General features: G+C 49.5%; 24 protein-coding genes. 22 read left to right on the plus strand and 2 right to left on the minus strand.

All coding sequences use genetic code 11. The features are described 5' to 3' along the window. The first annotated feature begins 380 nt into the window (after positions 1–380). From CXL14_RS04895 to CXL14_RS04915, 5 genes are all read left to right on the plus strand, one after another. Positions 381–695, plus strand: coding sequence for a hypothetical protein (locus CXL14_RS04895; RefSeq protein WP_089072470.1), 315 nt, complete (start codon positions 381–383; stop codon positions 693–695). A gap of 23 nt (positions 696–718) precedes the next feature. Then, on the plus strand, positions 719–1,549 hold the full coding sequence (locus CXL14_RS04900; RefSeq protein WP_014419179.1) for a PRD domain-containing protein: 831 nt from the start codon (positions 719–721) through the stop codon (positions 1,547–1,549). A 219-nt stretch (positions 1,550–1,768) separates the two neighbouring features. Then, positions 1,769–3,151, plus strand: a complete 1,383-nt coding sequence (locus CXL14_RS04905) for a sucrose-specific PTS transporter subunit IIBC (protein WP_014419178.1) — start codon at positions 1,769–1,771, stop codon at positions 3,149–3,151. Next, the gene (locus CXL14_RS04910; protein ID WP_014419177.1) at positions 3,148–4,587 is read left to right on the plus strand and encodes a sucrose-6-phosphate hydrolase; all 1,440 of its coding nucleotides are present in this window, start codon (positions 3,148–3,150) and stop codon (positions 4,585–4,587) included. The genes CXL14_RS04905 and CXL14_RS04910 overlap by 4 nt, the downstream gene beginning before the upstream one ends. 63 nt (positions 4,588–4,650) lie before the next feature. Beyond that, a complete protein-coding gene (locus tag CXL14_RS04915) occupies positions 4,651–4,926 on the plus strand; it encodes a hypothetical protein (RefSeq protein ID WP_014721983.1) in 276 nt (91 codons plus the stop codon). 30 nt (positions 4,927–4,956) lie between these two features. On the opposite strand, the gene CXL14_RS04920 is transcribed toward CXL14_RS04915, so the two are convergent. Next, positions 4,957–5,769, minus strand: a complete 813-nt coding sequence (locus CXL14_RS04920; RefSeq protein WP_003150959.1) for a bifunctional hydroxymethylpyrimidine kinase/phosphomethylpyrimidine kinase — start codon at positions 5,767–5,769, stop codon at positions 4,957–4,959. A 149-nt stretch (positions 5,770–5,918) separates the two neighbouring features. Between CXL14_RS04920 and CXL14_RS04925 the strand changes: the two genes are divergently transcribed. From CXL14_RS04925 to CXL14_RS04960, 8 genes are all read left to right on the plus strand, one after another. After that, positions 5,919–6,257, plus strand: a complete 339-nt coding sequence (locus CXL14_RS04925) for a PadR family transcriptional regulator (protein WP_003150960.1) — start codon at positions 5,919–5,921, stop codon at positions 6,255–6,257. Continuing rightward, positions 6,250–6,885, plus strand: a complete 636-nt coding sequence (locus CXL14_RS04930; RefSeq protein ID WP_014419175.1) for a permease prefix domain 1-containing protein — start codon at positions 6,250–6,252, stop codon at positions 6,883–6,885. Before CXL14_RS04925 ends, CXL14_RS04930 begins: the two co-directional genes overlap by 8 nt. 44 nt (positions 6,886–6,929) lie before the next feature. Further along, on the plus strand, positions 6,930–7,457 hold the full coding sequence (locus CXL14_RS04935; RefSeq protein ID WP_014419174.1) for a hypothetical protein: 528 nt from the start codon (positions 6,930–6,932) through the stop codon (positions 7,455–7,457). 84 nt (positions 7,458–7,541) lie between these two features. Then, entirely contained in the window at positions 7,542–8,348 is an 807-nt protein-coding gene (locus tag CXL14_RS04940) for a glycosyltransferase family 2 protein (protein ID WP_007407698.1), read from the plus strand. A gap of 15 nt (positions 8,349–8,363) precedes the next feature. After that, entirely contained in the window at positions 8,364–9,047 is a 684-nt protein-coding gene (locus CXL14_RS04945; protein WP_012118732.1) for a uracil-DNA glycosylase, read from the plus strand. 59 nt (positions 9,048–9,106) lie between these two features. After that, positions 9,107–9,529 carry a YwdI family protein gene (locus CXL14_RS04950; protein ID WP_022553956.1) on the plus strand — a complete coding sequence of 141 codons (423 nt, stop codon included), beginning with the start codon at positions 9,107–9,109 and terminating at the stop codon, positions 9,527–9,529. Positions 9,530–9,547: 18 nt separating this feature from the next. Then, entirely contained in the window at positions 9,548–10,867 is a 1,320-nt protein-coding gene (locus tag CXL14_RS04955) for a purine/pyrimidine permease (protein ID WP_021494757.1), read from the plus strand. A 63-nt stretch (positions 10,868–10,930) separates the two neighbouring features. Beyond that, positions 10,931–11,302 carry a DUF423 domain-containing protein gene (locus tag CXL14_RS04960; RefSeq protein ID WP_003150969.1) on the plus strand — a complete coding sequence of 124 codons (372 nt, stop codon included), beginning with the start codon at positions 10,931–10,933 and terminating at the stop codon, positions 11,300–11,302. Between the two features lie 46 nt (positions 11,303–11,348). On the opposite strand, the gene gerQ is transcribed toward CXL14_RS04960, so the two are convergent. Continuing rightward, the gene (gene gerQ, locus CXL14_RS04965; RefSeq protein ID WP_014419171.1) at positions 11,349–11,945 is read right to left on the minus strand and encodes a spore coat protein GerQ; all 597 of its coding nucleotides are present in this window, start codon (positions 11,943–11,945) and stop codon (positions 11,349–11,351) included. A gap of 280 nt (positions 11,946–12,225) precedes the next feature. On the opposite strand from gerQ, the gene CXL14_RS04970 reads away from it, so the two are divergent. The 9 genes from CXL14_RS04970 to rfbB are packed head-to-tail and all read left to right on the plus strand — an operon-like array spanning position 12,226 to position 21,056. Beyond that, positions 12,226–12,996: a glycosyltransferase family 2 protein gene (locus CXL14_RS04970; protein ID WP_017418665.1), complete on the plus strand. Its 771-nt coding sequence runs from the start codon at positions 12,226–12,228 to the stop codon at positions 12,994–12,996. 4 nt (positions 12,997–13,000) lie between these two features. Continuing rightward, positions 13,001–14,425 carry a capsular polysaccharide export protein, LipB/KpsS family gene (locus tag CXL14_RS04975; protein WP_017418666.1) on the plus strand — a complete coding sequence of 475 codons (1,425 nt, stop codon included), beginning with the start codon at positions 13,001–13,003 and terminating at the stop codon, positions 14,423–14,425. Positions 14,426–14,447: 22 nt separating this feature from the next. After that, on the plus strand, positions 14,448–15,617 hold the full coding sequence (locus tag CXL14_RS04980; RefSeq protein WP_014419168.1) for a DegT/DnrJ/EryC1/StrS family aminotransferase: 1,170 nt from the start codon (positions 14,448–14,450) through the stop codon (positions 15,615–15,617). Beyond that, positions 15,618–16,481: a GNAT family N-acetyltransferase gene (locus CXL14_RS04985; protein ID WP_014419167.1), complete on the plus strand. Its 864-nt coding sequence runs from the start codon at positions 15,618–15,620 to the stop codon at positions 16,479–16,481. Beyond that, entirely contained in the window at positions 16,481–17,602 is a 1,122-nt protein-coding gene (locus CXL14_RS04990; RefSeq protein WP_007614529.1) for an N-acetylneuraminate synthase family protein, read from the plus strand. Before CXL14_RS04985 ends, CXL14_RS04990 begins: the two co-directional genes overlap by 1 nt. Further along, positions 17,595–18,335, plus strand: coding sequence for a cytidylyltransferase domain-containing protein (locus CXL14_RS04995; RefSeq protein ID WP_198318154.1), 741 nt, complete (start codon positions 17,595–17,597; stop codon positions 18,333–18,335). Before CXL14_RS04990 ends, CXL14_RS04995 begins: the two co-directional genes overlap by 8 nt. Position 18,336: 1 nt before the next feature. Continuing rightward, positions 18,337–19,341, plus strand: a complete 1,005-nt coding sequence (locus tag CXL14_RS05000) for a PseG/SpsG family protein (protein ID WP_021494761.1) — start codon at positions 18,337–18,339, stop codon at positions 19,339–19,341. 27 nt (positions 19,342–19,368) lie between these two features. Continuing rightward, complete coding sequence (locus CXL14_RS05005) at positions 19,369–20,106, plus strand: sugar phosphate nucleotidyltransferase (RefSeq protein WP_014419164.1); 738 nt, start codon at positions 19,369–19,371, stop codon at positions 20,104–20,106. 2 nt (positions 20,107–20,108) lie between these two features. Continuing rightward, on the plus strand, positions 20,109–21,056 hold the full coding sequence (gene rfbB, locus CXL14_RS05010; RefSeq protein ID WP_021494763.1) for a dTDP-glucose 4,6-dehydratase: 948 nt from the start codon (positions 20,109–20,111) through the stop codon (positions 21,054–21,056). Positions 21,057–21,075 lie beyond the last annotated feature (19 nt).

Here is a 21,075-nt window from a genome sequence, read left to right on the forward strand (position 1 = left end):
ACTGAATAAATTTGTGTATATATATTGTTGGGAACGAATGTTCCTATACAAAATATAGATCGAGTTTGTGGATATGTGGATATACACTGTGTTTAAGCTGTGCTTAACCAAGGGATAAGGTGTGTATAACTTTTTTATCGGCTTTTCCATTTTTCAGGTCATTTCCATCAGCTTTCAACAAAACTTCTGAAAACTAGTTTGTTTTTTCACTCATATTGTGACAAACTATTCGCCCGGCCGCGTCTATCATAGAGTCATAGGGTTGCTAGACCCGCTAGTTTTTAGCGGAGAAGGATCGGCCGCCTTTTCCGTTAAAGCGGAGAGAAAAACAGGCCTGCGAACAAGCTGTCTGTCAAAAAGAAGCGGAGGGATGATTTGCAATGAAACGTTTGCTAGTATCTTTACGGGTGTGGATGGTCTTTCTGATGAACTGGATGGCGCCGGGTAACGGAAGATATCCATTAGCCGCCGTGTACGGAAACCAAGCGGCTTATCATAAGAAAGCGAAGCGGACGGCTGGGGTTTTTTCGTTTGTGAGCCGTGTCCGATCGGCGGATTTGACCGATGAAACGAAATCGGCCCGCGGCAGGCTGGATAAAAACCGATGGATGCCTGTCCGCAAAGAATTGCCGAAACGGGAGCGCGCGGGTCCGGCACCTTTACATCATATGAAAAAGAGGGTACAATCCCACTAAACATATGAACGGGAGCGAACCTCTTGAGAATAGACAAAGTATTAAACAACAATGCGGCGTTAATAAAAGAAGACGGACGGGAAAAGATCGTAATGGGTCCCGGAATCGCTTTTCAAAAGAGAAAAAATGATGTGATTCAAAAGCATAAAATTGAAAAAATATTTGTCGTGCACGACGAAAATGAAAAGTTCAAACAAGTGTTAGAAACGCTTCCCGAAGAGCATATAGAGGCGGCTGAAGATATCATCAGCCATGCGGAGGGAGAGCTTGCGGCACCTTTGAACGATCACATCCACATTGCGCTGGCGGACCATTTATCCTTTGCGATCGAAAGGATTCAAAACGGCCTTCAGGTGCATAACCGATTGCTTCATGAAATTAAGGCGCTTTATAAAAAAGAATATGAGATCGGCCGCTGGGCGGTTGAACACGTGAAACAAACCCTCGGTATATCATTGCCTGATGATGAAGCGGGGTATATCGCGCTTCATATCCACACTGCCAAGGCGGATGCCAAAAGCATGTATTCGGCGATGAAGCATACAACCATGATCAAAGAAATGATCGAAAAGATCGAATCCTTTTTCGAACAGAAGGTGGATGAAGACAGTATTTCCTATCAGCGCCTCGTCACGCACTTGCGGTATGCGGTCAGCCGGTTGGACTCAAATGAAGCACTCCATTCCATGGACGAGGAGATGCTTTATTTCATCCAAAAAAAGTATCCGTTTGCTTATCGGTGTGCGCTTGAACTGGCGGCGTTTTTAAAAACTGAATATGATTTGGAACTGCCGGAATCCGAGGCCGGCTATATCACGCTGCATGTCCAGCGTCTGCAAAAAAACCCGGAATAACGCGTCTGTTTCGAGAAACAGACTTTTTTTTTGAAAACATATTGACGAAAGCGCTATCATGGAATAGAATGAAAGCGCATTAAAAAAACTGAATCCGGCGGGATTGTGACTGGTAATGCAGGCAAGACCTAAAATTTGCGTACATGAAAAAGGGATCATGCTGACCTTTTTCGTTGGCGAATTTTAGGTCTTTTTTGATTTTAGAAAGGGGGATACATAATGAATTATCAAGAAACGGCAAAACAGCTTATCAAACACATCGGAGGGAAATCAAATATCATCAGCGCGACACATTGCGCCACACGGCTCAGGCTCGTCATTCAAGATGAACAGAAGATCAGCCAGGCCGGCATTGAAGAGACAGAAGGAGTAAAAGGGGCTTTCAGCAGCTCGGGGCAATATCAGATTATATTCGGCACCGGCCTCGTGAATAAAGTGTATGACGCTTTTTCAAAAGAAGCTGATTTGGAGCGGGAGGATCGTGAGACACATCAGGACGCAGCGAAAAAAAAGCTGAATCCGGCCGCAAGATTTGCGAAAACACTGTCTAACATATTCGTTCCCATCATTCCGGCTATCGTGGCAAGCGGACTTTTAATGGGGCTGCTCGGCATGATGAAGGCTTTTCACTGGGTGTCTGAACAATCATCGCTGTTTAAGCTTCTAGACATGTTTTCAAGCGCGGCGTTTATCTTCCTGCCCGTATTCATCGGGTTCAGCGCGGCGAAGGAATTTGGCGGTAATGCCTTTCTCGGTGCCGTGCTCGGGGGAATTATGATCCATCCGGCGCTTTTGAATCCGTGGGGGCTTGCGGATGTACCGCCTGATTTTATGCAGCTCTTCGGCTTCGACATTGCGCTGCTCGGCTACCAAGGGACGGTCATCCCCGTACTGTTAGCCGTTTACATTATGAGCAAAGTGGAAAAGGGCACGAGAAAAATTGTGCCTCACGCATTCGATTTATTGGTCACGCCGTTTGTCACGGTGATTGTCACGGGATTTATCACCTTTATCGCAATCGGTCCGCTTGGCAGGGCGATCGGATCAGGCATTACCGTCTCGCTGACGTATGTGTATGATCATGCGGGCATTGTTGCCGGACTGCTTTTCGGAGGTCTTTATCCGCTTATTGTGCTTACCGGTGTGCATCACAGCTTTCATGCGATTGAGGCCGGCCTCATCGCTGATTTGGGCAGAAACTATATCCTTCCTATCTGGTCGATGGCGAATGTCGCTCAGGGCGCGGCGGGACTGGCTGTATTTTTCCTGACGAAAAAAGCGAAAATGAAAGAAATCGCTTTGCCTGCCGCATTTTCCGCTTTTCTCGGCGTAACCGAACCAGTCATTTTCGGTGTGAACCTAAGATACCGCAAGCCGTTTATCGCGGGAATGATCGGCGGAGCGCTGGGCGGAGCCTATGTCGTGGTGACCGGTGTCGCCGCCAATGCCTACGGTCTGACCGGAATTCCGATGATTGCCATCACGGCTCCGCTCGGTTTAGGAAATCTTATAAACTATCTGATCGGAATGGGCATCGCCTCTGTCTCAGCGTTTATTGCCGCTTACATTATGGGAGCTAAAGAAAAGGAGGCCGTCAAATGAGGACACCGGATCAAGAGCTGCGCCTGCAGGCTGAGGAAGCGAAAAAGAAGCGGCAAGAAACAGCCGCGTCAGATCCATACCGCCAGAACTATCATATTATGCCGCCGGTCGGGCTTTTAAATGATCCGAACGGCGTGATCCAATGGAACGGCGTATATCACTTGTTTTTTCAATGGCAGCCATTTCATACGGGGCACGGCGCGAAATTTTGGGCGCATGTGACGACGAAGGATTTCGTTAATTGGAAAGAGGAAGAAATCGCGCTTGCGCCGGGTGAGTGGTATGACAAAAACGGCTGTTATTCCGGAAGCGCCATCGAAAAAGACGGGCGCCTCTGCCTAATGTACACAGGCAATGTCCGTGACGGAGAAGGCAATCGGGAAACGTACCAATGCCTCGCCGTATCCGAAGACGGGATCGTATTTGAAAAAAAAGGAGTCGTCGCGCGTCTCCCGGAAGGCTATACCGCTCATTTCCGTGATCCGAAGGTATGGAAGAAAGACGGAGCGTATTACATGGTGCTCGGCGCGCAGACAGAAAAGCTCACCGGAAGCGCTGTGTTGTTCACATCGGAGAACTTGATGGATTGGACGTTTCTCGGTGCGATTGCGGGGGCGGAATCCGGCGGTCTCGGGTCATTCGGCTATATGTGGGAATGTCCCGACGTGTTTTCCCTTGACGGAACCGACGTGCTGCTCGTATGTCCGCAGGGGCTTGAAGCCGCCGGGATAAAATATCATAACAGCCACCAGGCGGGCTATTTCCTCGGCAGGTTTCATACAGAGCCGCCAGAATTTAAGCACGGTGAATTTACGGAGCTTGACAGAGGATTTGATTTTTACGCGGCGCAGACGCTGGAAGATGATAAGGGACGGAGAATTCTGTTCGCTTGGATGGGCGTTCCGGATCAGCATGAGGACAAACATCCGACACATGCGTATCACTGGATTCACTGCTTAACGATGCCGAGACAGCTGTCACTGTCCAACGGCAGAATCATACAGCGTCCGCTTCCGGAAATGAAATCGCGCCGCACGGATGAGCAAAAGCGCCGTCTTCAATTGGAGTGCTCGTCTGTAAGCCTGCCGGTGAAAGATGCGTCCCGGGCTGAAGTGCTGCTGGAAGACATCACTTGCGAATCCGGTTTTGAAATCTCAATTCGGGGCGCGGCCCGGTTTATATTTCATCAGGAAGAGGGGCTGGCTGTGCTGGAGCGCACCGCTTTCAGCGGAGAAGAAAAAGAAAAGAGAAGCTGCGCCATCAGCGAGGTGCATTCCGTGCAGCTCTTTCTGGATGCATCCTCCATCGAATTGTTTTTGAATGATGGAGAAGAGGTTTTCAGCGCCAGATATTTTCCTTTCCCGGGAAATGATGACGTAACCGTCACTTCGGTAGGAAAAACGGAAATAAATGGCTCAATTTGGACACTTTTGTAGAAAATCGTTCTTTTTTCTTATGTGAAACCTATGCCATCTGTGCTATTCTTCAAACGAAAGACTATGATTCCAGGAATAAAAGGAGTTGTTTTCTCAGTTTTGAAAAATCAGAAGATGACGCCGAAATGTTTACTTGTCAAAGCCGCAGAGCAAGTGGAAGATAAGCGGGAAGAATATAAAGAAGTATTGCTTCAGCTGAATCGCATGCTCAAGAGGGCTGAGCCGCACAATGAATGGAGTGCTCGGCTGATGCATACATATGAACAGATGAAGGAATATGCGCTGTTTGTGCAATCGATTGAGATGTTTTTGCGGTCATCCGCGAAAAAAATGAAATAATCCCCCTCGATCATGAGGGGGATATTTATTTTATTTTCCGCTAAGACGCATCGCCGAATGTTTAGTCGGTCCGATGTATTGGTTCAGCGGGAAGGATTCTTTGATTGCCGCGGTGATAAATTCTTTTGCCGCATAGATGGCTTCCTTCACTTCAGCGCCTTTGGCCAGTTCTGCCGTCACGGCGGCGGAGAATGTGCATCCGGCTCCGTGCGTGTAAGGTGTATCAATCATTTCGCTTTCTAATACTTCCGCGGTTTCTCCGTCATACAGCACGTCGATCGCTTTTTCATGTTTCAATTTGCCTCCGCCTGTAATCAATACATATTTCGCGCCGAGTTCGTGAATTTTCTTGGCCGCTTCTTTCATGTCTTCCACCGTTTTTAATTCATCCATACCGCTCAGCTGGCTTGCTTCAAACAGGTTGGGCGTGATGACGGTTGCCAGCGGCGCCAATTGGGTGCGAAGCGCTTCGGCATGCTCCGGATACAGCACTTCGTTCGCTCCTTTGCAGACCATGACAGGATCGATAACGACATTCTTCAGCTGTTTTTCTTTAATCGTTTTCGCCGCAAGCTCTATGATCTCCACGGTAGGGAGCATTCCCGTTTTCATGGCGTCTACGCCGATTCCGTCAACAATCGTCGCCAGCTGTGCGCGAATCGTATCGGCATCGATCGGAAATACTTGATGATCCCAGCTGTTCTCCGGGTCCATCGCTACGATCACGGTCAAAGCCGTCATTCCGTATACGTTTTTTTCTTGAAATGTTTTTAAATCGGCCTGAATTCCCGCGCCGCCGCTGGAATCAGAACCGGCAATAGTAAGTGCTTTGTGCATTGACATATCAATGGCCTCCATCAGTGTTTTATATCTCATTATAGTTAGATTTTCTCCCGATCACAATACGGAAGGCTTGGAGGAATGATTTGACAGCCGCGGGGGATGTGCGTACAATACCTACATAAGATTACTAGGTAAGGGTGAGAAAATAAATGCTCAACAGGGAGCTTGTAAAGGGAAGCACGGTCATTCTGGTGCTGACGCTGCTGAATGAACGGCCCATGTACGGGTATGAACTAGTGAAAGAAATGGAGAAAAGAAGCGGGAATGAACTGCAAATGAAGGAAGGCACGCTGTACCCATCGCTTCATAAGCTTGAACGCCAAAGCTATATTTCTTCTTACTGGGAAAAGCAGACCAAAGGGCCGGACCGAAAATATTACCGGATCACCGATGAAGGAAAAAACATTCTAGCCGAACGGACGAAGGAATGGAATCTGTTCTCTGCTCTGATGGACCGGATGCTGAAGCGGGGCGGGCAGAATGGATAAAGACCTTTATGTGCAGGAAATCAGAAAAGGGCTGGAAGGCAAGGCCGGAAGCCGTGAATTATTAAAGGAAATCGAAAGTCATATTCATCATGCCATTTGTGATCATCTGGAAAAAGGCAAAACCGAAAGCGAAGCGATGGCGCTTATTCTGCGGGAAGTGGGGACTCCGTCTGAGATTATCTCTGCTTTTCAAAAAGCTTCGGCGGTGCCCGCGCGGACTTTTATGCTCTTTTATCTGTTCTGCAACTGCGGTCTTTTTGTGATGGGGGCGATGATTACGATGATGCACGCGTGGAGGATTCATCCCGCTGTTGACGCGCTGTGGAAAGGGATTTCCGTGTCAGTATGGCTGATTATGATCGGTTATGTGCTGTATTGGTTCCAAATCGGCTATCAAGCTGGCAAAGAGTTCGGGGCTGGCGGAAAAAAGCTTGCTGAGCGGACGGTATGGGCTTCAATGGTGCCGAATCTATGTTTTATGTTTGTCTTTTTGTTCAATCTGGTTCCGGCTGGGCTGTTTCCTTCGGCGGTCACACCGAGTTTTGCGGCAGTATGCGCCGTTGTGACGGTATGTTTTCCGTTTTGCGGCAAAATAGGTTTTTACGCAGGCAGGCAGAGGCTTGCCTGATCTTTTTCACTATATACATAGGGAATCTATATAGGGGTGTTAAAATGAGATTAGGTTCGTGGATGTACGGCGCGTGCGCCCAAATAGCCGTTACCGTATTTACCGTCTGCGGCTTGATTCTTGCATTGCCCGTTGTGAGTCTTTTTATTATGGTTCTGAATGGGATGCAAGACGCTATTTTTGTTGTTTTCAGTATTTTGCTTCTTCTATTGTTTTATGCGCTGGGATGGATTTGGGCCGTTTCGTTTGCGCGTGAGTGGAAGGTGAAACTTTTCGAGCTGCAGATCAGTTCGCTCATTCCGCTGGCGGGTATATTATACTTGTACATTGACAGCGGAGTGAGTATACCGGAACTGATTCATGATTGGAATGAGGATGGATGTGCGCTTGTCCCGCCGGCTTTTGTCTGTTTGTGCACATGCTATGCGATGGTGTTGGTTCCTGTTTATCAATCAAAACTTTGGAACGCCATGGAGGCGGGCAGACTTAATGCCAAGGCGGTATGCACTGTTTGGGGAGACCTTCTGATCATTCTCGTTTTGCTGGCGGGCATGACCTGGATTTGTTTCTGAATGGGCCGAAATCAAAAATCCCCCCTGATCTCTCCGCCGCTTTATGTTTTAATAGAACATGAGAAAAAGCAGAAGGAGCGGGTCATGAATATATCAATTGTTATAGTCACGTATAACCGGATTCCGGCTTTGTGTGAGCTGCTGGAGTCGATTTCCATGCAGACCATAAAGCCTTATGAAGTCATCATCGTAAATGATGCCGGGGAATCGGTCGAACAAGCGAAGCAGCTGTACAGCGATCTGCCGATTCAGATTATTGATTTAGAACAGAATGCCGGACATGTGGAAGCGCGGAACGCAGGTGTGAAAAAAGCGTCGGGTGATTGTATCATGCTGTGCGATGATGATGATTTCATTACGCCGGGCCATTTGGAAAGAATGGCGGCTGCACTTGCTGATGCGGATTTTGTCCATTCTGACGCGGAAATTGTGTCATTTGAAGAACGGGGCGGCACGAGATACCCGGTGTCACGAAAGCCGTTCGCCTATACGGCGGATTATGCGGATATGCGGGTGTTTTCCACGTACGTTCCGTCAGGCAGCATGTACAGGCGTTCTCTGCATGACACGTTAGGGTATTTTGATCCGGATGTCCATAATTATTGGGACTGGGACTTTTATTTGCGCGCCGCGAAACAGCACCGTGTGAAGCGTGTTCCTTGCGCGAGCGTCATATATGCGTTTTTTGAGGGAGGCGGCAATCAGTCCGCGGATCTCGGCGGCAAACGGAAGCGGTACTTAGACCGGTTAAGTGAAAAGCACGGGCTTGGGGAGCTCCCGACGAAAAACTTCGCGGTTCTTCTTGAAGAGCCGGACATGAAGAGGCGGGAGGCGCCGACTGACATTGTGTGGGACGGAAAGCCCGTCCATTCAAGACTGCACAGTTCATAAGGGGGGACGGACAGTTTGAAACAGCTTTTAAAGGACAGCTGGTGGAATCAGCTGAAAGATGAATTTGACAAACCGTATTATCAAGAGCTGAGAGAAATGCTGAAACAAGAATACAGCAGCCAAACGATTTATCCTGACAGCCATGATATTTTTAACGCCTTGCATTATACGCCCTATGAGGATGTAAAAGCGGTCATTCTCGGACAGGACCCTTATCACGGGCCAGGACAGGCGCACGGGCTTAGTTTTTCCGTTCAGCCCGGGGTCAGACAGCCGCCGTCTTTGAAAAATATTTTCATAGAGCTTCAGGACGATATCGGCTGCTCCGTACCGAACCACGGATCACTCGTCAGCTGGGCGAAGCAGGGAGTGCTTTTGTTAAACACAGTGCTTACGGTTCGCCGCGGTCAGGCCAATTCCCACAAAGGCAAGGGATGGGAGCGGCTCACTGACCGCATCATTGATGTGGTGAATGAAAGAGAGAAACCGATTGTCTTTATCCTGTGGGGGCGTCACGCGCAGATGAAAAAAGAGCGCATTGACACATCGAAACACATTATTATTGAATCGACTCATCCGAGCCCGTTTTCGGCAAGGAACGGTTTTTTCGGGAGCAGACCGTTTTCCCGTACAAACGCCGCCCTTGAAAAAATGGGGGAGCAGCCGATCGATTGGTGCATCCCCGACCTGCCGCAATAAACGTTTTTTTTGAGGCGCTTCCGCCCGGCGGAAGCGTCTTTTTTGACGTTCAGGGCGATATGCCGTCAGAAAAAATAACAAACTCAATTCTGCGATTCACTCAGAAATTTGATAAAATGCAGGAAGAAGACAAATTACTGCTGGAGGATTTACTCATGAACATACATATCTCTGCTTTGATTCAGAAGATGGAAGAAGAACTGAGGCAGGCGAAAACGGCGACCCGCACCGAGGAGGTCAAAATGCACGCAGCCGCCATCCGCTCTCTGTGTGATGTCGTGCTCGGCACTCAGACGCACACCGCTCCGGCGCCTGTGCAGAATCCGATTCCGAAAGCGGCGCCGAAACCTTCCGCGTCTCCTTCGACAGACCCGCTGCTGCTTGAAAAAATGATGGGCAGCGCCGGGCTGAATCAATATCAGAAAAAAGCGAAAGACGAACGTGAGGAAGACGGAAACGGGGATTCCATTTTCGATTTTTAACAGGAGAGGTTGATTGACTTGAAACTGATACTCGGGGGTTTGCAATGGACGGCATTTATGATTGCGGCTGCGATTGTAGTTCCTGTCGCCATCGCACAATCATTTCACTTGAACCATGCCGATTCTGCCGCATTGATTCAGAGCACATTTTTTGTGCTTGGCGTCGCCGCGGTCATCCAATGTCTCCAGGGACATCGTCTGCCGATTAATGAAAGCCCGGCAGGCTTATGGTGGGGCGTATACACGATTTACGGCGGACTGACTGGCACGGTGTTCGCGACATTCGGCGAGACGCTGCGGGCGCTGCAGGGGGCGCTGTTATTAAGCGCTGTATTTTTCTTTTTGTTCAGCCTTTTTAAAGTGATTGAACGGCTGGCCGTGCTGTTTACGCCGGTTGTGACCGGTGTGTATCTGCTGCTGTTGGTCATGCAGCTGAGTCAGCCGATTGTGAAAGGCCTTTTGGGCATCGGCTATTTAAAAAACAGCGTCGACGGCCTTGTATTCGGGCTCGCCATGGTTGTGACGGCGGCGATGTTCATCATGTCCCGATCGAATGTTACGTTCTTAAGACAGTATGCGATTCTCCTTTCGCTTGCCGGCGGATGGATCTTATTCGCCGTCTTCGGCGCTGCCAAACCGATTCAAATACCGGATCGCGTGATTCAGCTGCCGGCTCTTTTTCCATTTGGAAAACCCGTGTTTGACAGCGGTCTGATCATTACGTCACTCTTCATTACCGTGCTTTTGATTGTCAACATGCTCGCGAGCATCCGGGTTGTAGAAGCGGCGGTGAAAAAATTCGGCGGCACCGTTGGGAAGCGGCGTGAGCGTCCGGCAGGGTTTGCGGCTTCGATCAGCCACCTTTTGAGCGGACTGTCAGGGGGCATTGCGCCTGTACCGATTTCAGGGGCGGCCGGTTTTATTGAGACGACGAAGCTTCCTTCGAAAAAGCCGTTTCTTTTGGGAAGTGTATTTGTCATGATCATCAGTATGATCCCGCTATTTATGAATGCGTTTGCGAGTCTGCCCTCACCGGTCGGCTTTGCGGTAAACTTCGTCGTTTTTTCCACGATGGCAGGTCTTGCCTTTACGGAGTTTGACTCTTATGAGAAAGCGGAGCAAAAACGAATCCGCTCCATTATCGGTCTGGCGCTCCTGACGGGGGTCGGCGTCATGTTTGTGCCGGAGAGCGCGTTATCAGGGATGCACCCGATCCTGATTTCGCTCTTAAGCAACGGCCTTGTGCTCGGGACGCTGCTGGCGATAGCGATTGACCGAATCCAGCTTATCAAAAAGAAAAAATCCGACAATCTCGTGTCATCGGACGGCGGACGTTGAATTTTGCCGATGTTGGGTTATGATTGAATTGGAAACTTTAACGAAAAGGCGGGAGAAAAATAGATGAAAGTGTTTATTATTCTTGGTGCGATTAACGCTTTATTGGCCGTGGCGCTGGGCGCTTTCGGCGCGCATGGGCTTGAAGGGAAAATCCCCGATAAATATTTGCAGGTGTGGCACACAGGCGTGCAATATCATATGTATCACGCGCTCGGTCTTCTGGCTGTCGCGTTTTTGGCCGAAAAGCTCTCTGGCGCAGGCAGTGTTTCTGTTGCGGGCTGGCTGATGTTTGCGGGCATCGTTCTGTTTTCAGGAAGCCTGTACGTATTGAGCGTGACGCAGATTTCCATTCTCGGCGCGATTACACCGCTCGGCGGCGTGGCGTTTATCATCTCTTGGATTATGATTATCGTCGCGGCCGTCAAATATTTATAAAGAAAAAAAGCCAATCCTCTGTCAAGTGAGCGATTGGCTTTTTGATTTATCTCGGAGAATAAGAAGACATGGAGTACGGATAAGTATAAGCGATTTCCTCATCAAACGTGATGTAATCAAGGTAAATGGTCAGAAGCAGATAGCGGGTGCCCGTTTTCGGATCGCTGATGATGATATGGTCACGTCCCGCCGCCTGAATCACACCGCGGAAAATCTTTGAATTCCATTCTTTGCTGTTTTCAAATGTCATATAAATCGTCGCCGTTTTGCCCCGGTTCAACCGCAGAATATTTTCAATGTATGACTCTTCAATCGGCAGCATGCCGGGAACGTTTTGTGACGATGATGGACCTGACGGAATCTGAAAGCTGCCGCCGCCCTGCTGCTGCGGCTGGCCGGGGAACCCCCCGCCGAAGCCCTGCTGGCCCTGCTGCTGCGGCTGGCCGGGAAACCCCCCGCCGAAGCCCTGCTGGCCTTGCTGCATCGGCATTGTCATTTGCTGCTGCATCGGCATCATTTGCGATCCTTGGCCGCCCTGAGGCTGCGGATAAGGATTAGGCCCGAGCTGCGGCTGGTATCCTTGCATATCCATTCCCATCCCCATCCCTTGCATTTGCTGATATTGATTCTTTTTCGGTTTCATATTGTTCCTCCTTTGATGAAAACCTCTTCATGCTGAAACCTCCTGACAAGTATCAGACAGCCGACAGAGAAGCTGCTGTTTTTATCTATTCCACCATATGAGCCCGCAGAAAGATTTATGCGAAAAAAGAAAATACGCTCCAATGAGTCCGGACATCAGAGCCGGTTTTTTTTGTGCGCGCAATGCTGACTTTTCACATAATAGTCTGTATTCCTATCGCATCTTCCGCATAAGGAACATATGATAGCGGTAGTTTCAGGTGCGAAAAGGGGGTGACGAGTTGCCTAAAGTGTCAGTGATCATGACGAGCTATAACAAAAGTGACTATGTGGCCCGCTCTATTAAAAGTATTCTGTCTCAGACGTTTACGGACTTTGAGCTGTTCATTATGGATGACAACTCAAATGAAGCGACATTGGTGAAAATACGTCCTTTTCTCACGGATGACCGCGTCCGGTTTTATCAAAGCGATGTATCGGGCGTCAAAGAAAGAACGGAAAAAACACGCTACGCCGCCTTGATTAATCAGGCAATAGAAATGGCGGAGGGCGAGTACGTGACGTATGCGACCGACGACAACACGTATGTGCCGGAACGGCTTGAGAAAATGGTGAAAGAGCTTGATGAAGACCCGGAAAAAGCCGTCGTGTATTCAAGTTCCAAAACCTATCATCTGAATCAGCGGAAAGAGACGGTGAAGGAGACGGCCAGGCCCGCCGAACGGATCGTGTGGAACGCGCCGTGCGCCATTGACCATTGTTCGGTCATGCACCGGTTTTCCGTGCTGGAACAGGTCAAATCGGCATTCGGTTCCTATTGGGATGAAAGCCCCGCGTTTTACCGGATCGGTGACGCCCGTTTCTTCTGGAGAGTGAATCATTTTTATCCGTTTTACCCGATTTCTGAGGAGCTTGATATCAATTATATTACCGATCAATCCATCCATTATCAGCTTTTCGCGGCGGAGAAAAACGAGTTTGTGAACAGTCTTCCGCAGCAGACCACGTGCCGGGAGCTGAGGGAATCATTAAAAAAGCTTGGAAAGGGGTGAGGGCTTGTCGGCATACTTAGCGAACTATTGGGTGCTGTACCGGCAGTATATTGACCTTTTTCAGTCACTTCGCTACAAAGACATCCCGCTCGCATTGATCAGTAATTTTTATCAATATATCAGTCCGGCGCTTCGGGAGAGCATGGAGCAGAACCCAGAGCTTTTCGGTCCGGCTGATCAGCATATTCCTGAAGCCGGTATACAGCCATATTATGATCAAAAAAGGCAAAACATTAAGAAAACAGATGAGAAACCGGTAAACGGAAAAGTCATTCTGCATTTCGATCATCTTCGGTTCACCGAGGGAAATTACCGGCAGTTTGATCCGGCAAAAACAGCGGTACTGGCCAGATGGAGTCTGCCTGACCATTACGGGCTGCCCGTTATCTGCAAATTGGAGCTGACGGGAATGGGGCAAAAAGGGAACCCCGTCCCTTATATTGAAAAAGCCCATTCCATTTTGAAAGAGCTTCACAGCCATCCCGCTTTCGGAAACAGAGAATTTCAGGAACGTTTGTATAAAGACATTCCATTATTTATTGAAGCGGTTGATGCCGTTGATATTTTGTTTACGGCCGAGAAGATTTCCGCCGTTGTAGTCGGCACGACGGAGGATATTTACAGCCGTGTGCTGGCGCTGATGTCCGCGAAAAAAAACGCCGTCAGCATCTGTCTGCAGCACGGAGCGCTCATGGGAGATGAAGCGTTTCTGCCCGTATTTACGGACTATCAGGCAGTATTCGGGGCTTATGAAGCGGAGTGGTATAAAGCAAAAGGCTGCAGGGATGAACAAATCATCATCACGGGGCATCCCCGTTTCGACGAGATTTTCTCAAGAGAGCCGATAGATCAAGACACGTTTTACCGCAAACTTTCTTTTCTCCCGTCACAGCGGACGGTGCTGATCGCCACGCAGCCGTTTTCTGATGAATTTTATACGGGCGTGCTTGAAGAGCTTGCCGGCCAAAAGAACATGCAGCTCATTATTAAACCGCATCCGTGGGAAATCGGCAAAAACAAGCTGGATGCTTACAATCAGGTGCTGCGGAAATATAAAGCAGGCAAAATCATCAAAAAAGAGATGGAGCTGTATGATATTCTACCGTATGTTGACGCTGCGGTGACACAGACATCAACGGTCGGTCTTGAAGCGATGCTGTTTCAAAAGCCCGTGCTGATCGGAAAATCAGCGGGAACCCGCCGATACCCTTATTATCATTCACTTGGAGAATTTGTTTTTGAGGACCCGCAGGCACTTGCTCAGGAATTAATCCGGATATGCGAAAGCCCCGCGGAATATCAAAAAGCGGAACAGGCGCGCCGTGCTTTTGTCGCCGCGAACTACCCGGTTCAGGATTCGCTTGCCGCTTTATGCCAAGTGCTTCAGGAAAAAACCGGAGTCAGCTTCAGACGGGTTGACCCTTCATAAAAAAGATAGGAGCGCAAAGAAAATGGTGCAAAAAAGATCAGCTTTTCTTCCTTATTCATTGCCCATGATCGGGAAGGACGAAATTCAGGAGGTTATTGATACGCTTGAATCGGGCTGGCTTTCAAAGGGACCGAAAGTAGAGGCGTTTGAAAAAGCCTTTGCCGCATGGACGGGGGCAAAGCACGCGATCGCGCTGAACTCATGTACCGCCGCTTTGTTTTTGGCCCTGAAAGCGAAAGGGATCGGTCCCGGCGACGAGGTCATCACGTCTGCCATGACGTTCAGTTCTACAGCCAATACAATCGTGCACACAGGCGCCGTTCCGGTGTTTGTTGACATCGATCCGCTTACGCTGAATGCGGACCCTAAAAAAATTGAGGCGGCCGTCACGCCGCGGACAAAGGCGATTGTACCCGTTCATTTCGCCGGCCAGTCGTGTGATATGGATCAGATTCTGGCCATTGCCGAAAAGCATCAGTTATTTGTCTTAGAGGATGCCGCACATGCCGTGTATACCACTTATAAACAGAAAATGATCGGATCAATCGGTGATGCGACGGCATTCAGCTTCTACGCGACAAAAAACCTGGCAACCGGTGAAGGCGGCATGCTGACGACGGACGATGACGGGCTTGCCGATCAGATCAGGGTGCTCAGCCTTCATGGCATGAGCAAAGGCGCGTGGAACCGCTATTCTTCAAACGGAAGCTGGTACTACGAGGTCGAAACGCCCGGCTATAAAATGAATATGTTTGATCTTCAGGCAGCGCTTGGGCTTCATCAGCTGAAACGGATTGACAGCATGCAGCAAAGAAGAGCCGACATTGCGAGCCGCTACCAGGACGCCTTCAGACACATGAAAGGGCTGACCATCCCGCATGTCAGTGATGACGGACGGCATGCATGGCATCTGTATGTTCTTCAAATAGAGGAGCAGGAGGCCGGGGTCAGCCGGAACGATCTGATTTCCGCTTTAAAAGACCAATATCATATCGGCACAAGTGTTCATTTTATTCCGGTTCCGTTCCATCCGTATTATCAAAAAACGTACGGATATAAGGAAACTGACTTTCCGGCCGCGGCAGCGTATTATCACCGCACCGTGTCACTCCCTCTTTATCCGTCAATGACAGATGACGACGTTGAATACGTCATTGCAGCCGTTACGGATATCGTCAAAGGGGCTGATTAGGTGTACAGACTGAGGGAAAATCTTGCGGAGAACATAATTCATGCCTTCCTGCATCAGAAGGGCATCCAGCCGGAAGCCTATGAATCGTCGCTCTGTTTATTGGAAGAAAACAGCCTTCAAGGCGTGATTTTATATGAAAACTCTTCGTGGGAAAGTCAATTGTTCCGAAAAAATATCATCAATGTGAAGCTTGCAGCCGCAAACAGCACCGGACAGCTCAAAAGGCTGTTTCAGGAATTTTACGCGGCAAGGCGGGCGGCAGGCACTGATTTTATATTTATTAAAATACCGGCTGAAGATATCGGCGCGATGCAGGTCGTTCAGCAGCTTCCGAACGCTTATTTTGTAGGGAGTCTGCTCAAGCTCGTCAGTCCGGTGCGTGTATATAACAGCACGCCGCCGTTTGAGATTACAGAAGCCGGACCCGGCGACACGGAAGCGATCAGCCGGCTGGCCCGCGACGCCTTTACAAAAAGCAGGTATTACCAAGATCCCCGCCTCAGCTATGAAAGTGCAAACCGCCTGTTTGAAGAGTGGGCGCGGAATAACGCGGAAGGCAGAGCTTCGTTACAATTCGCCGCCACATATAAGGGAGAGACCGTGGGCTTTGTTCAGGGGCTGTCTAAAGGCGATGAATTCGTCCTTGATCTGATGGCGGTAAAGCCGGGCTTTGAAGGAAAAGGAGCGGGATTCCATTTAGCGGCGCACGTGATTGAACAATCATTGCGCTTTCAGCATAAGACTGTATCAGCGGGAACGCAGCTCCACAATGTAAGAGCCATCCGCCTGTATGAAAGAATGGGATTTAAAGCGGATGCGTCCTATTACTACTATCATGTGTGGCCCGGGAAGGAGGCGGACTGATGGCATCATGCAAAATCGGAACGAAGTCAATCGGCGAAGGTTCGCCCGTATTCATCATCGCCGAAGCCGGAATTAATCATGACGGAAAACTGAGCCAGGCGTTTGAATTGATAGATGCGGCCAGTGAGGCCGGCGCGGACGCGGTCAAGTTCCAAATGTTTCAGGCTGACAAAATGTATCAGAAAGACCCCGGCTTGTACAAAACCGCTGCGGGAAAAAACGTCTCTATTTTTTCTTTGGTGCAATCAATGGAAATGCCCGCCGAGTGGATCGAACCGCTGCTTGAATATTGTAAGAAAAAAGGCGTGCTATTTTTAAGCACAGTATGTGACGAAGGCTCTGCCGACTTACTGTATGCGACTTCCCCTTCAGCCTTTAAAATCGCCTCCTACGAGCTGAACCATCTGCCGTTATTGAAATATGTCGCGGGGCTGAAGACCCCGATTATTTTTTCCACCGCGGGCGCTGATATTTCAGATATTCAGGAGGCTTATCAAACCATTACCGGCGAGGGGAACACAGAAATTGCGATCATGCATTGTGTGGCGAAATATCCCGCGCCGCCTGAATACAGCAATCTGAGCGTCATTCCCATGCTTGCCGCCGCATTCCCGGATGCTGTGATCGGTTTCTCCGATCACAGCGCCCATCCGTATGATGTGCCGTGCGCGGCTGTCAGGCTCGGAGCGAAACTGATTGAAAAGCATTTTACGATCGATAAAAACCTGCCCGGTGCCGATCACTCCTTCGCCCTCAATCCGGATGAATTAAAAGAAATGGTTGCGGCGATCCGCTCAGTTGAAGCGGAGCTGCGGCAGGGGCATCACGCTCCGGTTCCGGAAGTGCTGTCGGGAAGCTCCCATAAAACGACGACACCGATTGAAGGGGATATCAGAAGGTTCGCTTACAGAGGCATTTTTTCAACAGCGCCGATTCAAAAAGGCGAATGTTTTACGGCTGAAAACCTTGCCGTCCTTCGTCCCGGCCAAAAACCGCAGGGGCTCCACCCGAGATATTTTGAGCTTTTAACTGACGGCGCGCGTGCGGTCAGGGATATCCCCGCCGACACGGGCATCACTTGGGATGACCTTTTGACGAAAGGCAGCCCATATGATGACTGACATTTTGTTTATCATTCAGGCGCGGATGGGAAGCGGGCGTCTTCCCGGTAAAGTGCTGAAACCGATCGGCGGTTATACGATCCTCGATATGATTGTCAAAAGGGTTCAGCAAAGCGAGTATTATGATCAATCGCGGGATAATCTGATCGTCGCCTCGTCTGACAGCAAGACCGACGACATTCTGTCTGCGCACTGCCTCAGCAAGAACTACCGTGTGCACCGCGGCAGCGAGCAGCGCGTGCTTGACCGGTTTGCACAAGTCATCGAACGAGTAAAACCGGACATCGCAGTCAGACTGACGGGGGATAACCCGTTTGTCGACCCTTCGCTGCTTGATTTTCTGATTCAATCGCATTTAGATCAGCACGCAGACTACACGTATATCTGCGGTACACCGCTCGGCATCGGCGGCGAGGCGGTAAACGCGCGCCTTTTAACAGAGATCAATGCCGACAAAACGCTGGCGGACAAATATCAGGAGCATGTCACGCTTTTAATAAGAGAATCCTCTGAGAAGTACCGGCTTCTCTTTCCTGAGCCCCCGCAGGAACTCCGGGCTCCTCACTTGCGGCTGACCGTCGATACAGAAGAGGACTACAGGCTGGCCCGCGAGCTGTACGTAAAAGCGGGCTCGCGTCCTGATATTCCGGCAAGAGAATTGATCCATCTGCTGAATAGTGATCCGGAGCTCAGGGCCATTAATCAAATGATCCGGCAAAAAGAGGCTGATTAGCATGCGGGTTTTGATTTTCGCGGACGGGGGCCGTGACATCGGCATGGGGCACGCGGTCCGGATGAAGCTGCTTGCCGGTGCCATTAAGAACAATTGCGCAATAACGTTCTACACAAATAAAGAGGCTTCTTCTTATCTGTCTTCTGATCAATGGGAAGTGATCATCAAGCCTGACAAGGGACAGAAGGAATTTATTGTCCGGGAAATAAACAGGCAGGCTCCTGACCTTCTCATATTCGATCTGCTCGATATGCCGTGTGACTGGTTAGAGGAAGTCAAAAAGCATTCATCGGCACGTATCGTCTTATTTGAAGAAAAACGGGAACATGTCATTCATTTATGCGATGCCGTTATAAACGGCATTTACGGAGGGCTGAAAAGCCGGACGGTTCAAATGGGCGGCGCCGTTGTATATGAAGGCCCGGAATATATCATTCTTCATCCGGGTTTTGAAAAAGCAAAGCAGCTCTATCAGCTGAGAAAAGAATGCCGGACCATATTGGTTTCATTAGGAGGAAGCGACCCGAAGAAGCTTGTCTTTAAAGTGATGGAAGCATGCCGCCGCATTCCCGATATTCAGCGAAAACGAGTGATCATCGTCATGGGCGGCGCCGCGCCTCATGCTGATGACGTACGCGCGCATCTTACACAAATGCCTTATGCCGAGATGGTAAGGCAGACAAATGACATGGCCGCGCTTCTTTCGAGGGCTGATATGGCCGTCGTGTCCGGCGGGATCACTTTATATGAGACCATTTGTACGGGTGTGCCCTGCATCGTACTTTCTCAAGTGGAGCATCAAACTGAGACGGCGGAAAAATTCGCCGCACGGGGGGCCGCCGTTCATCTCGGCCTTGGTGAATGCATATCAGCGGACGTTCTCGCACGGCATATGTCTGACATGGCCGCTGATTATCCGATGCGGTCCGGACTTCATCAAAACGGAAAGCCGCTGGTTGACGGCAGGGGCATCAAACGGGCGGCGGCGATTCTTTATGATTTGTGATAAAACCACACGTAAGGAAGTGTTCATGTGAAAGGTGTTATCTTAGCCGGAGGCACCGGCTCACGCCTTATGCCGCTGACAAAAGCGGTCAATAAGCATTTACTCCCTGTCGGTCCATATCCGATGATTTACTGGTCGATCATGAAGCTGGAAGAAGCGGGGATTACGGATATCTTGCTGATTACGCAAAAAGAATATATTCCGCAATTTCATAAACTTCTCGAAACCGGAGAAGAACTCGGCGTCTCAATCACATATCAGGTTCAGCCAGCCGCATCCGGCATTTCCGACGGTTTATCATACGCAAAGCGGTTTACCGGGCGCGATCCGTTCGTTCTGCTTTTGGGAGATAATATTTTTGAAGATTCATTAAAACCTTATACGGAGCGTTTCGCAAAGCAGGGAAAAGGAGCGAAAGTGCTGCTGAAAGAAGTGGACGATCCGGAGCGCTTCGGCATCGCCGAGATTGATGAGAAAAACAAACGGATCAAGTCGATCATTGAAAAGCCGGAGCAGCCGCCGACCAGACTATGCGTCACAGGGATCTACATGTACGACGCAGAAGTGTTTTCTTATATTGAACAAATTTCCCCTTCAAAACGCGGCGAACTGGAAATTACAGATGTCAATAATTTATACATTGAACACAGTGAGCTGACGTATGATGTGTTAACGGGCTGGTGGGTGGATGCGGGCACGCATGAATCGCTCTACCTCGCCGGAAGCCTGGCGCATCAGGCAATACAGAAAGGACAGGAGCATTAATCATGCCAAAATCATATTTAATTACAGGCGGCGCCGGATTTATCGGCCTTACCTTCACAAAGATGATGCTGAAAGAAACGGACGCGCAGATTACCGTCCTGGATAATCTCACGTATGCAAGCAGGCCGCTTGAAATAGAAGCCTTAAAAAAGAACGGCCGTTTCCGTTTTATCAAAGGTGACATTTCTAAAAAAGAGGACATTGACAAAGTCTTTTCCCACATGTATGACGCTGTCATTCATTTTGCGGCTGAATCCCATGTGGACAGAAGCATAAATCAGGCAGAGCCGTTCATCACAACAAATGTGATGGGCACATACCGACTGGCGGACGCGGTGTTGCAGGGAAAAGCCGGCAGACTGATTCACATTTCCACAGATGAGGTGTACGGAGATTTGGCGCCGGATGATCCCGCTTTTACAGAGACGACGCCGCTTTCTCCGAACAATCCGTATTCCGCCAGCAAGGCAAGCTCAGACCTGCTCGTCATGTCTTATGTGAAAACTCATAAGCTTCCAGCCATCATTACAAGATGCAGCAACAATTACGGGCCGTACCAGCATCACGAGAAAATGATTCCGACCATTATCAGGCATGCCGTAAACGGCACGCCGGTTCCGCTGTACGGCGACGGATTGCAGATCAGAGACTGGCTGTTTGCCGAAGACCATTGCCGCGCCATTAAGCTCGTCCTGGAAAAAGGAACACTCGGTGACATTTACAATATCGGCGGAGGAAATGAACGGACGAATAAAGAGCTTGCGTCATTTATCATGAAGGAGCTCGGTGTCGAGGAACGGTTTGCTCATGTCGAAGACAGAAAAGGGCATGACCGCCGCTACGCCATCAATGCTTCAAAGCTGAAAAATGAGCTGGGATGGCGGCAGGACGTCACATTTGAAGAAGGAATGAGAAGAACCATTCGCTGGTATACAGACAGCCAAGACTAATCGGAAAGAAGGTGATCCG

The sequence above is a fragment of the Bacillus sp. SJ-10 genome (assembly GCF_002843505.1).
GTDB lineage: Bacteria > Bacillota > Bacilli > Bacillales > Bacillaceae > Bacillus > Bacillus velezensis.

Excerpts from the sequence above, each read along its gene's own strand:
- CXL14_RS04895 (WP_089072470.1), top strand. The coding sequence starts at position 381 with ATGAAACGTTTGCTAGTATCTTTACGGGTGTGGATGGTCTTTCTGATG.
- CXL14_RS04905 (WP_014419178.1), top strand. The coding sequence starts at position 1,769 with ATGAATTATCAAGAAACGGCAAAACAGCTTATCAAACACATCGGAGGG.
- CXL14_RS04910 (WP_014419177.1), top strand. The coding sequence starts at position 3,148 with ATGAGGACACCGGATCAAGAGCTGCGCCTGCAGGCTGAGGAAGCGAAA.
- CXL14_RS04915 (WP_014721983.1), top strand. The coding sequence starts at position 4,651 with ATGATTCCAGGAATAAAAGGAGTTGTTTTCTCAGTTTTGAAAAATCAG.
- CXL14_RS04920 (WP_003150959.1), bottom strand. The coding sequence starts at position 5,769 with ATGTCAATGCACAAAGCACTTACTATTGCCGGTTCTGATTCCAGCGGC.
- CXL14_RS04925 (WP_003150960.1), top strand. The coding sequence starts at position 5,919 with ATGCTCAACAGGGAGCTTGTAAAGGGAAGCACGGTCATTCTGGTGCTG.
- CXL14_RS04930 (WP_014419175.1), top strand. The coding sequence starts at position 6,250 with ATGGATAAAGACCTTTATGTGCAGGAAATCAGAAAAGGGCTGGAAGGC.
- CXL14_RS04935 (WP_014419174.1), top strand. The coding sequence starts at position 6,930 with ATGAGATTAGGTTCGTGGATGTACGGCGCGTGCGCCCAAATAGCCGTT.
- CXL14_RS04940 (WP_007407698.1), top strand. The coding sequence starts at position 7,542 with ATGAATATATCAATTGTTATAGTCACGTATAACCGGATTCCGGCTTTG.
- CXL14_RS04950 (WP_022553956.1), top strand. The coding sequence starts at position 9,107 with ATGCCGTCAGAAAAAATAACAAACTCAATTCTGCGATTCACTCAGAAA.
- CXL14_RS04960 (WP_003150969.1), top strand. The coding sequence starts at position 10,931 with ATGAAAGTGTTTATTATTCTTGGTGCGATTAACGCTTTATTGGCCGTG.
- gerQ (WP_014419171.1), bottom strand. The coding sequence starts at position 11,945 with ATGAAACCGAAAAAGAATCAATATCAGCAAATGCAAGGGATGGGGATG.
- CXL14_RS04980 (WP_014419168.1), top strand. The coding sequence starts at position 14,448 with ATGGTGCAAAAAAGATCAGCTTTTCTTCCTTATTCATTGCCCATGATC.
- CXL14_RS04990 (WP_007614529.1), top strand. The coding sequence starts at position 16,481 with ATGGCATCATGCAAAATCGGAACGAAGTCAATCGGCGAAGGTTCGCCC.
- CXL14_RS04995 (WP_198318154.1), top strand. The coding sequence starts at position 17,595 with ATGACTGACATTTTGTTTATCATTCAGGCGCGGATGGGAAGCGGGCGT.
- CXL14_RS05000 (WP_021494761.1), top strand. The coding sequence starts at position 18,337 with ATGCGGGTTTTGATTTTCGCGGACGGGGGCCGTGACATCGGCATGGGG.
- rfbB (WP_021494763.1), top strand. The coding sequence starts at position 20,109 with ATGCCAAAATCATATTTAATTACAGGCGGCGCCGGATTTATCGGCCTT.